This is a genomic window from Winslowiella iniecta (genome assembly GCF_001267535.1).
Taxonomy (GTDB): Bacteria; Pseudomonadota; Gammaproteobacteria; order Enterobacterales; family Enterobacteriaceae; genus Erwinia; species Erwinia iniecta.
In genome coordinates this window covers 1-14,275 of record NZ_JRXE01000046.1, presented here as the reverse complement: position 1 = coordinate 14,275, position 14,275 = coordinate 1, and the positions used below count along the sequence as shown (strand labels likewise).

The 14,275-nt window shown below is 57.1% G+C and carries 11 protein-coding genes; all 11 read left to right on the top strand.

Annotated features, from left to right (window positions below; translation table 11 throughout):
* Positions 1-1,217: ACT domain-containing protein (locus tag NG42_RS21245; RefSeq protein WP_052902961.1), on the top strand; the 1,217-nt coding region annotated here is incomplete at its 5' end.
* A 2-nt stretch (positions 1,218-1,219) separates the two neighbouring features.
* On the top strand, positions 1,220-2,149 hold the full coding sequence (thrB, locus tag NG42_RS21240; protein ID WP_052902963.1) for a homoserine kinase: 930 nt from the start codon (positions 1,220-1,222) through the stop codon (positions 2,147-2,149).
* Positions 2,150-2,152: 3 nt separating this feature from the next.
* Entirely contained in the window at positions 2,153-3,439 is a 1,287-nt protein-coding gene (gene thrC / locus NG42_RS21235) for a threonine synthase (RefSeq protein WP_052902959.1), read from the top strand.
* Between the two features lie 868 nt (positions 3,440-4,307).
* Entirely contained in the window at positions 4,308-4,805 is a 498-nt protein-coding gene (gene tssB, locus NG42_RS21230; RefSeq protein WP_052902957.1) for a type VI secretion system contractile sheath small subunit, read from the top strand.
* Between the two features lie 24 nt (positions 4,806-4,829).
* The gene (gene tssC, locus NG42_RS21225; protein ID WP_052902955.1) at positions 4,830-6,371 is read left to right on the top strand and encodes a type VI secretion system contractile sheath large subunit; all 1,542 of its coding nucleotides are present in this window, start codon (positions 4,830-4,832) and stop codon (positions 6,369-6,371) included.
* A 17-nt stretch (positions 6,372-6,388) separates the two neighbouring features.
* Complete coding sequence (gene tssK / locus NG42_RS21220) at positions 6,389-7,738, top strand: type VI secretion system baseplate subunit TssK (protein WP_052902953.1); 1,350 nt, start codon at positions 6,389-6,391, stop codon at positions 7,736-7,738.
* Positions 7,735-8,397, top strand: a complete 663-nt coding sequence (gene tssL, locus NG42_RS21215; RefSeq protein WP_052902951.1) for a type VI secretion system protein TssL, short form — start codon at positions 7,735-7,737, stop codon at positions 8,395-8,397. The genes tssK and tssL overlap by 4 nt, the downstream gene beginning before the upstream one ends.
* A 10-nt stretch (positions 8,398-8,407) precedes the next feature.
* Positions 8,408-10,072, top strand: a complete 1,665-nt coding sequence (locus NG42_RS21210; protein ID WP_052902949.1) for an OmpA family protein — start codon at positions 8,408-8,410, stop codon at positions 10,070-10,072.
* A 52-nt stretch (positions 10,073-10,124) separates the two neighbouring features.
* Positions 10,125-10,616, top strand: a complete 492-nt coding sequence (locus NG42_RS21205; RefSeq protein WP_052902947.1) for an Hcp family type VI secretion system effector — start codon at positions 10,125-10,127, stop codon at positions 10,614-10,616.
* A 253-nt stretch (positions 10,617-10,869) separates the two neighbouring features.
* Positions 10,870-13,506, top strand: coding sequence for a type VI secretion system ATPase TssH (gene tssH / locus NG42_RS21200; protein WP_052902944.1), 2,637 nt, complete (start codon positions 10,870-10,872; stop codon positions 13,504-13,506).
* 2 nt (positions 13,507-13,508) lie between these two features.
* A partial coding sequence (locus NG42_RS21195; protein WP_052902941.1) for a type VI secretion system Vgr family protein occupies positions 13,509-14,275 on the top strand: 767 nt, incomplete at its 3' end.

Sequence of the window (14,275 nt, the reverse complement as noted above, 5' to 3'; positions counted from 1 at the left end):
TCTTCTCGGCGCTGGCGCGTGCCAATATCAATATTGTGGCAATTGCTCAGGGCTCTTCCGAGCGCTCGATTTCGGTCGTGGTCAGCAACGAAGACGCCACCACCGGCGTGCGGGTGGTGCACCAGATGCTGTTCGCCACCGATCAGGTGATTGAAGTGTTTGTGGTCGGCGTCGGTGGCGTCGGTGGCGCACTGATCGATCAGCTGTATCGCCAGCAGGCGTGGCTGAAGAAGAAACATATCGATCTGCGCGTCTGCGGTATCGCCAATTCAAAAGCGCTGCTGACCAATGTTCACGGCGTGGCATTAGAGAACTGGAAAGAGGCGCTGGCGGCAGCGAAAGAACCGTTCAGCCTTGAGCGCCTGTCGCGGCTGGCCAAAGAGTACCATCTGCTTAACCCGGTGATTGTTGACTGTACTTCCAGCCAGGCGGTGGCCGATCAGTATGCCGACTTCCTTGCCGATGGCTTCCACGTGGTGACGCCGAATAAAAAGGCCAACACCTCATCATGGAATTACTACCAGCAAATGCGTGCAGCGGCGGCGAAATCGCGCCGTAAGTTCCTCTACGACACCAACGTCGGAGCCGGACTGCCGGTGATCGAGAACCTGCAAAACCTGCTGAACGCCGGTGACGAGCTGATTCGTTTCTCCGGCATCCTGTCGGGCTCGCTGTCGTTTATCTTTGGTAAGCTGGATGAAGGTGTCTCGTTGTCCGAAGCCACTAAACTGGCGCGTGAGCTGGGCTTTACCGAGCCGGATCCGCGTGACGATCTCTCCGGGATGGATGTGGCGCGTAAGCTGCTGATCCTCGCCCGTGAAGCAGGCTACCAGCTGGAACTGAGTGATATCGAAATAGAAGCGGTATTGCCGGACAGCCTGAACCAGATTGCCGACGTCGAGAGTTTTATGCAGCGTCTGCCAGAGCTGGATGAAGCCTTTGCCGCGCGTGTGGCAGCGGCGCGTGATGAGGGTAAGGTGCTGCGCTTTGTCGGTGCGATTGAAGAGGGCGGCGTCTGTAAAGTGAAAATCGACGCGGTTGACGGCAACGACCCGCTGTATAAAGTTAAAAATGGTGAAAATGCCCTGGCGTTCTACAGTCGCTATTACCAGCCGATCCCGCTGGTACTGCGTGGTTACGGTGCCGGTAATGATGTGACGGCTGCGGGTGTATTTGCCGATCTGTTACGCACGCTGTCGTGGAAGTTGGGAGTTTAATGATGGTAAAAATTTATGCACCGGCCTCGATTGGCAATGTCAGCGTCGGATTTGATGTGCTGGGCGCGGCGGTCTCGCCCGTTGATGGTTCGTTGCTCGGCGACTGCGTCACCGTTGAGGCGGCTGACAGCTTCAGTCTGGTTAATGAAGGTCGCTTCGTCAGTAAGCTGCCGACTAATCCGCAAGAGAACATTGTTTATCAGTGCTGGGCACGCTTCTGTGAGGCCATCGGTAAGCAAGTGCCGGTGGCGATGAAGCTGGAAAAAAACATGCCAATCGGTTCCGGGCTGGGTTCCAGCGCCTGTTCGGTAGTGGCAGGTCTGATGGCGATGAACGAGCACTGCGGCAAGCCGCTGAATGATACCGAACTGCTGGCGCTGATGGGCGAGCTGGAAGGGCGGATTTCCGGCAGCGTACATTACGATAACGTCGCGCCTTGCTTCCTTGGCGGGCTGCAACTGATGCTGGAAGAGAACGGCATTATCAGTCAGGACGTGCCAGGCTTTGATAACTGGCTGTGGGTAATGGCTTATCCGGGTATCAAAGTGTCTACCGCCGAGGCGCGGGCGATTTTACCGGCGCAGTATCGCAAAGAGGACTGCATTAAGCATGGTCGCTATCTGGCGGGCTTTATTCATGCCTGCCACACCCAGCAACCGCAGCTGGCGGCGAAACTGATGAAGGATGTGATTGCCGAACCGTATCGCACTAAGCTGCTGCCGGGCTTTGCTGAAGCACGTCAGGCGGCGCAGGATATTGGCGCGCTGGCCTGCGGTATTTCCGGCTCCGGCCCGACGCTGTTTGCCGTCTGTGACAATACCGACACCGCACAGCGCATGGCTGACTGGCTCAGCCAGCACTATTTGCAGAATGATGAAGGCTTCGTACATATTTGCCGTTTAGACACGGCAGGCGCACGTAAACTGGGATAACGCATGAAACTGTATAACCTTAAGGATCACAACGAGCAGGTCAGCTTTGCCCAGGCGGTAAAGCAGGGGTTGGGCAAACAGCAAGGTCTGTTTTTCCCACTGGAGCTGCCTGAGTTTGAACTGACTGATATCGATGAGATGCTGAAGCTGGATTTCGTGACCCGCAGCAGCAAAATTCTCGCGGCATTTATCGGCGATGAAATTGAGCCACACCAGCTGCAAGAGCGCGTAAAGCAGGCGTTTGCCTTCCCCGCGCCGGTGGTCAAAGTCAGCGATGATATTTCGGCGCTGGAGCTGTTTCACGGCCCGACGCTGGCGTTTAAAGACTTCGGCGGCCGCTTTATGGCGCAGATGCTCTCTTATATCAGCGGTGCCGATGAGCAGATTACTATTCTGACGGCGACGTCCGGTGACACCGGTGCGGCAGTAGCCCATGCGTTTTACGGCATGGACAATGTGCGCGTGGTGATCCTGTATCCGCAGGGCAAAATCAGCCCGTTGCAGGAGAAACTGTTCTGTACGCTGGGCGGCAATATCGAAACCATCGCCATTGACGGTGATTTCGATGCCTGCCAGTCGCTGGTGAAGCAGGCTTTCGATGATGAAGAGCTGAAACGCGCGATTGGCCTTAACTCTGCCAACTCGATCAATATCAGCCGTCTGCTGGCGCAGATTTGCTACTACTTCGAAGCGGCCGCGCAACTGACGCAAGAGCAGCGTAATCAGCTGGTGATTTCGGTGCCAAGCGGTAACTTTGGCGATCTGACCGCTGGCCTGCTGGCGAAATCCCTGGGTCTGCCGGTGAAGCGCTTTATCGCCGCGACCAATGCCAACGATACCGTACCGCGCTTTCTGAGCAGCGGTGAGTGGCAGCCAAACGCCACGGTCGCGACGCTGTCCAATGCGATGGATGTCAGTCAGCCTAACAACTGGCCGCGGGTTGAAGAGCTGTTCCGTCGTAAAATCTGGCGTTTACAGGATCTGGCCACCGGTGCCGTGAGTGATGAGACCACCAAAGCCACCATGCGTGAGCTGGACGGCATTGGCTATGTGTCGGAGCCTCACGCGGCGATTGCCTATCGTCTGTTGCGCGATCAGCTACAGGAAGGCGAGTTTGGCTTGTTCCTCGGCACTGCGCACCCGGCGAAGTTTAAAGAGAGTGTTGAAGAGATTCTGGACAAACAGCTGCCTCTGCCGCCAGAACTGGCTGAACGTGCCGGGCTGGATCTGCTTTCACACTCTATGAAAGCTGACTTTGCAGCGTTACGTGCATTCTTATTGAAAGCCTGAACCGGCCTCAGGGCCGGTAGTTTCCCGTAGGGGCGGCGTTCTCGCCGCCCCTACCGAGGGTTAGTACGCTGGATGACTTCACGACGGGAGCCGAAAACGGCTCCCCTGGAGCCTTCCGGAAACGCCGGTCATTGTTCCTCAACCCACCTCAGCCGCAATCGGCATCTTTGTCTGCTCAGATAAAATAAAAATTAAAGCCCTATTTTTACTATTTTTGACTGAAAAAACGCTATCCAACGCTATTATTTTTGAATAATTAATGTTACTAATGTTTTGCATGTCATTGAGTTAATCTGAAGATGATTTAATTGCTTAAACCTTCCATTTTTCTATTTTTGATAGGTATGGTAAATAGCTAAAAGTGCAGGATAGTCAGGTGTCAGCGACAATAACCTCCCATAAATACACAACTTTTCCTTATGATATTCCCTGTGAGATACTCGTCTCCTAAAGTAAAGTAATAATTATTTAGGGTTATTATCAAATGACGAATGTTGTTGTTGTATGATTTTCCTGGTTATTTTTCGCAGATTTTTCTGATGTTACATAATGTAACGGAACTGCCAGACTTCACTTAGACTAAAGTACAGTTGTAACCTCACATAATTAGTGCGCTTTTCGTTAAAGTATCAGTTAATCCCTCACCCCGTTTCTTGTTACATTTGGTAACAGGCCTGTCTTGTCTGACCTGTGACACGATCCATTCGTCCGCGTAAAGTTCCCCGGTCAAATATCCCGTCCACACCTGATTCAGTCAAAAAAGCTGATGCAACTCCGCGCAGGTGCGGAGAGGATAATTCTTCTTTCACTAAATTAATGGCGACCTATTTCCGTCAGGAAAGTCCGTCGGTCAAAAACAGGTATTCACATGGCTAACAGCTTTCAGGATGAAGTACCCGCAGCACGCGTCAATATCAAACTGGACCTGCACACCGGTGGCACGCAGAAGAAAGTCGAGCTGCCGCTCAAACTTTTGGTGATGGGGGATTACAGCAACGGTCAGGACGATCGCGCGCTGTCTGAGCGGGAAAAGATCTCCATTAATAAAAACAACTTCAATCAGGTGCTGGCGGAATACAACCCGAAAGTGAATCTGACGGTGGAAAACACCCTCGCGGGTGATGGCACGGAAGAGTCGGTCAGCCTTGATTTTAAAGATATGAAGGACTTCGAACCGGAACAGGTTGCCCGTCAGATCCCACAGCTGCGTGCACTGCTGTCGATGCGCAATCTGTTACGTGACCTGAAATCCAACCTGCTGGATAACGCCACTTTCCGTCGTGAACTGGAAAACATCCTGAAGGATGAGGCGCTAAGCGATGAGCTGCGCGCTGAACTGGCTGCGCTGGCACCGAACGAAGCGTAATCGCCCCTCATAACCTGCAAGGAGCTGTGCATGTCTAAGCAAGAAACCCAACACGCTGCCAGCGTGACCACTGAGCAGACGCTGGATGGTGGCGTTTATCAGTCACTGTTTGAAAAAATCAATCTCAGCCCGGTCAGCCAGCTGAACGGCATCGAGGCATTTCAGGATAACGAAGCGCTGGCCGATACCACCGCTGATGAGCGCGCCACCGCCGCGGTCAGCGTTTTTCTTAATCTGCTGAAGCAGTCGTCGCAGAAAGTCGAACGTCTCGATAAAACGCTGCTGGATAACCATATCAACCAGCTGGACCAGCAGATTAGCCGCCAGCTGGATGCCGTCATGCATCATCCGGAATTTCAGAAAGTGGAATCCGCGTGGCGCGGCCTGAAGTTCCTCGTTGACCGCACCGACTTCCGTCAGAACGTCAAAATTGAAGTGCTGGATGTATCCAAAGACGATCTGCGCCAGGATTTCGAAGATTCACCGGAAATCGTGCAGAGTGGTTTTTATCACCACACCTACACCCAGGAGTACGATACGCCGGGTGGCGAGCCGATTGGCTCTACCATTGCCAACTACGAATTTGACCGCAGCCCGCAGGATATCGCGCTGCTGCGTAATATCTCCAACGTCTCCGCTTCGGCACATATGCCGTTTGTCGCCTCCGTCGGCCCGGCCTTCTTTGGCAAAGAGAATATGGAAGAAGTGGCCGGTATCAAAGATATCGCCAGCTACTTTGACCGGGCGGAATACATTAAGTGGAAAGCCTTCCGCGAAAGCGATGACTCGCGCTATATCGGCCTGACGCTGCCGCGTGTGCTGGGTCGTCTGCCGTATGGCCCGGACACCGTACCGGTGCGCAGCTTTAACTATGTTGAAGAAGTGAAAGGCCCGGACCACGACAGCTATCTGTGGAGCAACGCCTCGTTTGCCTTTGCCGCCAATATGGTGAAAAGCTTTGTGAACAACGGCTGGTGCGTACAGATTCGCGGCCCGCAGGCCGGTGGTGCGGTAACCGATCTGCCGATCCATATGTACGATCTCGGCACCGGCAACCAGGTGAAAATCCCGTCGGAAGTGATGATCCCGGAAACGCGCGAATTTGAGTTCGCCAATCTCGGCTTTATTCCGCTCTCCTACTACAAAAACCGCGATTACGCCTGCTTCTTCTCGGCTAACTCGGCGCAGAAACCGGCGTTGTACGACACTGAAGAGGCCACCGCCAACAGCCGGATTAATGCGCGTCTGCCGTATATCTTCCTGCTGTCACGCATTGCGCACTACCTGAAGATGCTGCAACGCGAAAACATCGGTACCACGAAAGATCGTCGCCTGCTGGAGCTGGAACTCAACAACTGGATTAACACCCTGGTGACCGAGATGACCGACCCATCTGATGATTTGCAGGCGTCGCATCCGCTGCGTGAAGCGCGCGTCACCGTTGAAGATATCGAAGATAACCCTGGGTTCTTCCGCGTCAAACTGTATGCCGTACCGCATTTCCAGGTTGAAGGGCTGGACGTCAACCTGTCACTGGTATCGCAAATGCCGAAGGCGAAAGCGTAAGTCTCCCGGGAGTTATGATGAAGGTTTCACGCCCGCTGTGGATTGAAGGTGCCTTTCTGGCACCACAACAATTCCAGCAACAGGCACGCTGGGAAGCGTTAACCAACCAATGTATCGCTCAGCTTGGGCTGAATCATCCGTGGGGCGTGGTTAACGCCCGCTTTGATGAAGATGCATTGCGCCTGAACCGACTGAAAGCCCGGCATATTGCGGTGCGGATGCAGGACGGCACGCTGATTGACAGCGATCATGCTGACAACCTGCCGGCCGCGCTCGATCTGGAACGGGTTATCCCGGCGGATCTGCGCAGCGTCACGGTGCTGCTGGCACTGCCGCTGGAGCACGCCAACGGCGGTAACTGTCAGCTGGACAGCGCGGCAGGCGACCGTCCGCTGCGTTATCAGCAGGAGTGGGTGGCGGTGCAGGATCTGTTCGGCAGCGAGCAGGAGTCGATTGCCGTCGAGCGCTATGCGCTGTCGCTGCGTTTCGACTGTGATAACAACGACGAATACCTTACCTGTCCGCTGCTGCGCCTGCAACGTGACGGGCAGGGCGGCTGGCTGCCGGACGGGCAATATATTCCGCCGCTGCTGACGTTTGGCGCGAATCCGCTGCTGGTCGATCAGCTCAGCCTGCGCGTGGCCCAGCTGCGTACAAAGCGCACCCGTCTGATGGGCATGCGTCGGGAGAGCAATCAGCGCATGGCCGATTTCGCGGTGGCCGATGTCTCGCTGTTCTGGCTGCTGAATGCGCTGAACACCTACGAGCCGGTGCTGATGGATTTCGAAGCCGCGCCGATGCTGCATCCGGAAATCATCTACCGCGAACTGGTGAAGCTGGCGGGTGCGCTGCTGACCTTTTCGCTGGAACACGATATGGACGCGATTCCGCGTTACGACCATCAGCAACTGAACGAGGTGTTTCCGCCGCTGTTCAACCTGATCAGCACGCTGCTGGAAGCCAGCCTGCCGTCGCGGGTGATCGCCATCGAGCTGGAAAACGTGCGTGAGAACCAGTGGCGCGCGCAGCTTAACGACAGCCGCCTGCGCGAAGATGCCGACTTCTACCTGTCGGTGCGCTCCGATTTACCGGCGCATCAGCTGCAAAAACAGTTCCCGCAATTGTGCAAAGTCGGCACGCCAGATGAAGTCAGCAACATCATTAATGTGGCGCTGAACGGCATTCCGTTAATTCCCCTCAGCCATGTCCCGGCAGCTATTCCGCTGCGGCTGGAAAACCAGTACTTCGCGCTTGATCTCAGTCATCCGTCAGCGAAAGCGATGCTGGAGGCGGGCAGCTGCGCCATCTATGTGCCAGGCATTCTGTCCGGCGTGAAGTTAGAACTCTATGCGGTACTGCGATCATGAAAAGCGATTTTTCCATCGACGAACTAATGCGTGATAGCTGGCTGCTGGTGGTGTCACTGCGTAACGGCGCGGTCTCGGAACAGGGCGAGGCGCTGTATCAGCGCGGCGTCGAGCTGGTTGAACAGACGCGTCAGCGGCTGGCCGAGGCGGGGTTTTCTGCCGAAAACAGTGAACATATCGCTTATGCACAGTGTGTCTTGCTGGATGAAACGGTACTGAACCGCCCTGACATCGATAACGGTTATGAGTTCTGGATGCGCACGCCATTGCAGGCGCGCTTTTTTAACACCCTGCAAGGGGGCGAGATGCTGTATCAGCGCATCCGTCAGGTGGTGCAGCAACCCTCGCCTGACCGTCATGTGCTGACCTGTTTTCATCGCGTACTGATGCTGGGATTCCAGGGACGTTACCGTAATCAGCCGCAGCAGGAGCGTCAGGCGCTGCTGGCGGAGATTACCGCCCTGGTGCCGCCGTTCAGCCTGCAACCCGATGCGCCGATTCTGCAACGCGTCGGCAATCGCCGCCCTGGGCTGTGGCAAGGGCATTCATTATGGTTCTGGGCAGGAGCGGCGGTGGTGATCGTCGCCGCAGTCTGGTTTGGCCTGCATCACCAGCTTCAGCATCTGCTGAATGTCTGGCTTCAGGATAACCAGGGCTAAGGAGCCGCAGTTGAGTAAGGCATTGAAACGCGCGCTATGGATCGCTGGCTGTCTGCTGGTGCTGATGCTCTGCGTGCTGTTTTTCCCGCTGGGTAATCCGCTGAAAGCCGTCAGCGCGCTGCTGATTGCGCTGGTTGCCGGTATCGGCTGGTGGCGTATCGGCCATGCGGCAAGTGCATTACGCCATGCGCCGCTGGGTGAAAACCTGACGGCGGCGCTGCCGGCTGCCGGCTATCGTCAGTCGATTGTGCTGACGGTCGGCGAGCAGGCCGAAACGCTGTTTGACGGCGAAGTGGTACGCGAAACGCCGCAGGGTTGCTACATCCTGATTCCGCGTATTGATCAGCTGGCGCACTATGCCGAAATGCTGCTGGCGCTGCGTCCTGAATGGACCACCCAGCTCAGCGTACTGTTTGTGCTGCTGCCAGAGCACCATGACGATCGGCCGGTACTGGCAGCGCAGCTGCGCGAATTTCGTTTTCAGGCGCAGCGCTGTGCCCGGCTTAGCGATTGCGCGGTTCCGGCATTACTGGCCTGTTATCTGCACGGCGAGCCAGGCCCGTGGTTTACGCTACAGGCCGACGATAAACAGACGCGCGTCTGGGATAACGCTCAGCGCGCCAGCACCCTAAGCGAGTGGCTGCGCAGTGGTAACTGCCGCCAGCAGGAGCAGCAACTGGCCACCGCGATTGAGCTGACCAGCTTCGGTGACTGGCTGCAACAGCAGGTTATTAATGAATTCCACACCGGTGAACAGCCGGGTGCGCCACTGCATCTGCTGGCAACCAGCGTGCGCTGGTTGCCGACGCCGACGCCGCGGGCAGATAACCTCTGGCAGCAGTGGCTGACGGCCAAAACCACCTTGCTGGCTGGTGAACAACGGAGTCAGCAGGATGCCGGCGTTCAGCTGCCAGACTGCCTGCTGCCGCTGCTGCCCACCCGCAGCGGTTACTCCCCACAGCTGCGCGCTGCCGGATACGGCATCGTCATGCTGATGTTATTCAGCGTAGTGGCCATGGCCAGTTCATCGATGAATAACCGCCAGCTGATGTGGGAAATCCACAGCGATATCGAGCGCTATCAGGCGATCCCGATGACGAGTGAACAGCCGAAAGTTGAGGCGCTGAACCAGCTGAAAACCGATGCGCAGTTGCTGGAAAAATATCACCGTAACGGTACGCCGTTGCGCTTAGGGCTGGGACTGTATCCCGGCGAACGAATTTATCCTCCGCTGATGGCGGCGATTCGCCGTTATGTGCCACCGGCTCCGCCAGCAGAAACACCGGCAGCGAAGCTGGTGCGACTCGACAGTATGTCGCTGTTTGAAGTGGGGAAAGCGCAGCTAAAAGCCGGTTCCACCAAACTGATGGTCGATGCGCTGATCGATATAAAAGCAAAACCTGGCTGGATGGTACTAATCACCGGCCATACCGATGTGACCGGCAATGCTCACGCTAACCAGCAACTGTCGCTGGAACGTGCGGCTGCCGTACGCGACTGGATGATTGCTACCAGCGATATCCCCGAAACCTGCTTTGCGATTCAGGGATATGGTGCAACGCGGCCGGTCGCCACCAATTCAACCACTGCGGGGCGGGCAGCTAACCGCAGGGTTGAGATCAGTCTGGTACCGAATTCAGCGGCCTGCCAGCCAGCTGCACGGCATACAAACTGATCGCTCTCATCGCCAGCAGGCGATATTACCCAGTAAATAACAGGAGTATTACATGGCTATTCCAGCATACCTTTGGCTTAAGGACGACGGCGGCGCTGATATCAAAGGTTCCGTAACTGTACAAAACCGTGAAGGCAGCGTTGAAGTCGTGGCACTGGACCATGCGTTGTACATCCCAACGGATAACAACACTGGCAAGCTGACCGGAACCCGCGTGCACGCGCCGTTAGTGTTTACTAAAGAAGTCGATTCTTCAACCCCGTATCTGTACAAAGCGGTGACTTCAGGCCAGACCCTGAAATCCGCTGAGTTCAAGTGGTACAAAATCGATGATGCCGGCCAGGAAAAAGAGTACTTCAACACCAAACTGGAAAACGTGAAGGTGGTGAAAGTGGCTCCGCTGATGCACGACATCAAAGACCCCGCCAAAGAGAAGCATAACCACCTGGAAGTGGTTGAGCTGCGCTACGAAAAAATCATCTGGACCTACAAAGACGGCAACATCATTCATTCCGATTCCTGGAATGAGCGCGCACAGGCGTAATTCGCCTGATGCAGGGGAGCCGTTTTCGGCTCCCGTTCTGAAGGTATGCAGAGTGCAACCTGGCGGCACGGGCGGCGAGAACGCCGCCGCTACAACCAAACGGCGACACCCTTCGCCGCTTAACGCCTTGCGCGTTATCACCTGAAACAGGTTACAAGCTGGCGCTTCACCCCAACGGACGATCTTCGGCCGTGCGGTAGCTATGGCTTGACCCCTGACGTCTGCATGTATTTCGTACCTCGACGGGAAAATTATGGATATCTCCTCACCTGCTTTATTGCGCCGACTCAACCCCTTTTGTGCCCGCGCGCTGGATGCCGCCGCCGCGTTATGCCAGACCCGCGCCCATCGGGAAATTACCGTGGAGCACTGGCTGTTGAAACTGCTGGAAAGTGGTGAAGGCGATATGATCACGATTGCCCGCCGCTACGAGTGGGATCTCGATACCCTGTGGCAGGCGCTGGTCGGCCATCTTGATACGCTGCCGCGTAGCGTGGCGCAGCGTCCACAGCTGTCAACAGCGCTGCTGGGGCTGCTGCAATCGGCGTGGCTGATTGCTTCGCTGGAAGACAACGCCGCGTCGATCCGCTCGGTACATCTGATGCAGGCGCTGATCAACCAACCGGCATGGCTGAGCGCACAGCAAGCCTGGCCGCTGTTAAGCCTGACGCCGACACAGTTGCAACGCCTGCGCCCGCTGCTGGATGAGCAGTCGGAAGAGCGCCCGGAAGTGCAGCTGGCTGAGCGCGCAGCAGTGAGCGAGATAACCGATACCCCCCCAGTTGAGGGCAATCCTACCCTTTCTGAAGCACTGCAAAATGTGCTGAACAAATTTACCCAGGATCTGACCGAACAGGCGAAGCAGGGCAAGATCGATCCGGTGTTAGGGCGTGATAATGAGATCCGCCAGATGATCGATATTCTGTCGCGTCGCCGTAAAAACAATCCGATCCTGGTCGGTGAACCTGGCGTCGGTAAAACCGCGCTGGTGGAAGGACTGGCGCTGCGCATTGCCGAAGGTAACGTGCCGGACAGCCTGAAAATGGTCTCGGTGCGCACTCTCGACCTCGGCATTCTCCAGGCGGGGGCTGGCGTCAAAGGCGAATTCGAACAACGACTTAAAAGCATTATTGACGCCGTGCAGCAATCGCCAAACCCGGTGCTGCTGTTTATTGACGAAGCCCACACCATTATCGGTGCCGGTAACCAGGCGGGCGGTGCCGATGCCGCCAACCTGCTAAAACCGGCGCTGGCGCGGGGGGAATTGCGCACCATTGCCGCCACCACCTGGTCTGAATATAAACAATATTTCGAGCGGGATGCCGCGCTGGAGCGTCGCTTCCAGATGGTCAAAGTCGACGAGCCGGACGATCAGCGCGCCAGCCTGATGCTGCGCGGCCTGAAATCTCGCTATGCGCAACACCACGGCGTGCATATTCAGGATGCGGCGGTGCAGGCGGCGGTTACCCTGTCGCGCCGTTACCTAACCGCGCGTCAGTTACCGGATAAAGCGGTCGATCTGCTCGATACCGCCAGCGCCCGCGTGCGTATGAGCCTCGACACCCAGCCGGAACAGCTGGTGCAGCTGCGCGCCGAACTGGCGGCGCTGGAGATGGAACAACAGGCGATCGAACAGGATCTGGCGCTTCAGCCGGACGGCGACGATTCACGGCTGACAGTGATTGCCGAGCGCCGCGCTGCGCTGCAACAGCAAAGCGAACAGACCGAACAGCAGTATCAGCAGGAAAAAGCGCTGGCGCAGCAGATTCTCGACGCGCGTCAGCAGCAGGATCATTCCGCGCCACTGGCGGAACTGCAACAGGCACTGGCGACATTGCAGGGCAATACGCCATTGCTGTCGCTGGACGTCGATGCGCGTACCGTAGCGGCGGTGATTGCCGACTGGACCGGCGTACCGCCTGGTAGCCTGATGAAAGATGAACAGACTAACCTGCTGCAACTCGAACAGCAGCTGGCACAGCGGGTGATTGGCCAGGATGCCGGATTAACCGCCATCGCCCAGCGCCTGCGCGCCTCGAAAACCGGCCTGACGGCAGAAAATGGCCCGCTGGGGGTATTTCTGCTGGTTGGCCCGAGCGGCGTCGGGAAAACCGAATCGGCGCTGGCGCTGGCCGACACGCTGTTTGGCGGCGACCAGGCGCTGATCACCATCAATCTGTCGGAATATCAGGAAGCGCACACCGTTTCCCAGCTGAAAGGCTCACCGCCGGGCTACGTTGGCTACGGTCAGGGCGGCATTCTGACCGAAGCGGTGCGGAAACGCCCGTACAGCGTGGTACTGCTGGATGAAGTGGAAAAAGCCCATCGCGATGTGCTGAACCTGTTTTATCAGGTCTTCGATCGCGGCGTGATGCGCGATGGCGAAGGGCGTGAAATTGACTTCCGTAATACCGTGATTCTGATGACCTCCAACCTGGGCAGCGACGAGCTGATGGCGCTGCTGGATCAGCAGCCGGAAGCACCGACCCGCACGCTGAATGAGCTGTTGCGGCCGATCCTGCGCGATCACTTCCAGCCGGCACTGCTGGCGCGCTTCCAGACCATTATCTACCGCCCGCTGGGGGCAGCAGCGCTGCGCCGGATTGTGGCGATCAAACTCGACCAGGTGGCGCGCCGTCTGCAACGTCATTACGGCCTGCAATGCAGTATCGAAGAGAGCCTGTACGACACGCTGGTCAGCGCCTGCCTGCTGCCGGACAGCGGCGCGCGCAATATCGACAGCCTGCTGAATCAGCAGATCCTGCCGGTACTGTCGCAGGCGCTGTTACAGCGACTGGCGCAGCAGGACAAACCGACGCAGCTGGCGCTGGGTTACCACGACGAAGAGGGCATCACCCTCAGTTTTGCTGCCACTGAACAGGAGGCATAACTATGGCACTCGCGGATTTAGCAGCAAAAGTCAGCCAGAAGCTCAGCGGTGCGCTGAACCGCTACTCGCTGACGGTGGAAGGCGGCGCGGCGGCGCTGGACGTTGAGTCATTCAGCGGCGAAGAATTTCTCAGCCGCGGCTATCGCTACGTTATCACCTTTACCAGCCGCGACAGCGATATCGGCCCGCAGCAGATGCTGCTGAAAAACGCCACCTTCAGCTTTAACCTGCCGGGCACCGAACTGGCCGGTTTCTCGCTGCCGGCGGCGGAACCGCGCGCGGTGCACGGCGTGCTGACCCGGTTTCAGCGCCTCTCCTCGTCGGTGGACGAAACCCGCTACCAGGCCACGCTGGAGCCACGGCTGGTGCTGCTCGGCAATGCCAGCCGCCCGGCGATTTTCCAGAACCAGTCGGTGCCGGAAATCGTCGAGCAGGTGCTGCGCGACACCCACCAGTTTGAAGGCTGGCAGTTCGACTTCCGCCTGCGCAACCGCTACCCGCGCCGCGAGCAGGTGATGCAGTGGCAGGAGTCGGACCTGGCGTTTATCGAGCGCCTGCTGTCGGAAGTGGGCATCTGGTATCGCTTTGAGGCCGACGGCCGCCTGCAACAGGAAATCGTGGTCTTCGCCGACGACCAGCAGTTTTACCAGTTTGACGTCAGCCTGCCGCTGCGCGCGCTGTCCGGCATGAACGACAGCGCCGGCGAATCGGTGTGGAAGCTGAGCGCCGCGCACCAGGTGGTGAGCAAATCGGTGCAGGTCAAGGACTA

Bases quoted from the DNA above. Each gene is read 5' to 3' on its own strand.
- thrB (WP_052902963.1), top strand. From the start codon at position 1,220: ATGGTAAAAATTTATGCACCGGCCTCGATTGGCAATGTCAGCGTCGGA.
- thrC (WP_052902959.1), top strand. From the start codon at position 2,153: ATGAAACTGTATAACCTTAAGGATCACAACGAGCAGGTCAGCTTTGCC.
- tssB (WP_052902957.1), top strand. From the start codon at position 4,308: ATGGCTAACAGCTTTCAGGATGAAGTACCCGCAGCACGCGTCAATATC.
- tssK (WP_052902953.1), top strand. From the start codon at position 6,389: ATGAAGGTTTCACGCCCGCTGTGGATTGAAGGTGCCTTTCTGGCACCA.
- tssL (WP_052902951.1), top strand. From the start codon at position 7,735: ATGAAAAGCGATTTTTCCATCGACGAACTAATGCGTGATAGCTGGCTG.
- NG42_RS21205 (WP_052902947.1), top strand. From the start codon at position 10,125: ATGGCTATTCCAGCATACCTTTGGCTTAAGGACGACGGCGGCGCTGAT.
- tssH (WP_052902944.1), top strand. From the start codon at position 10,870: ATGGATATCTCCTCACCTGCTTTATTGCGCCGACTCAACCCCTTTTGT.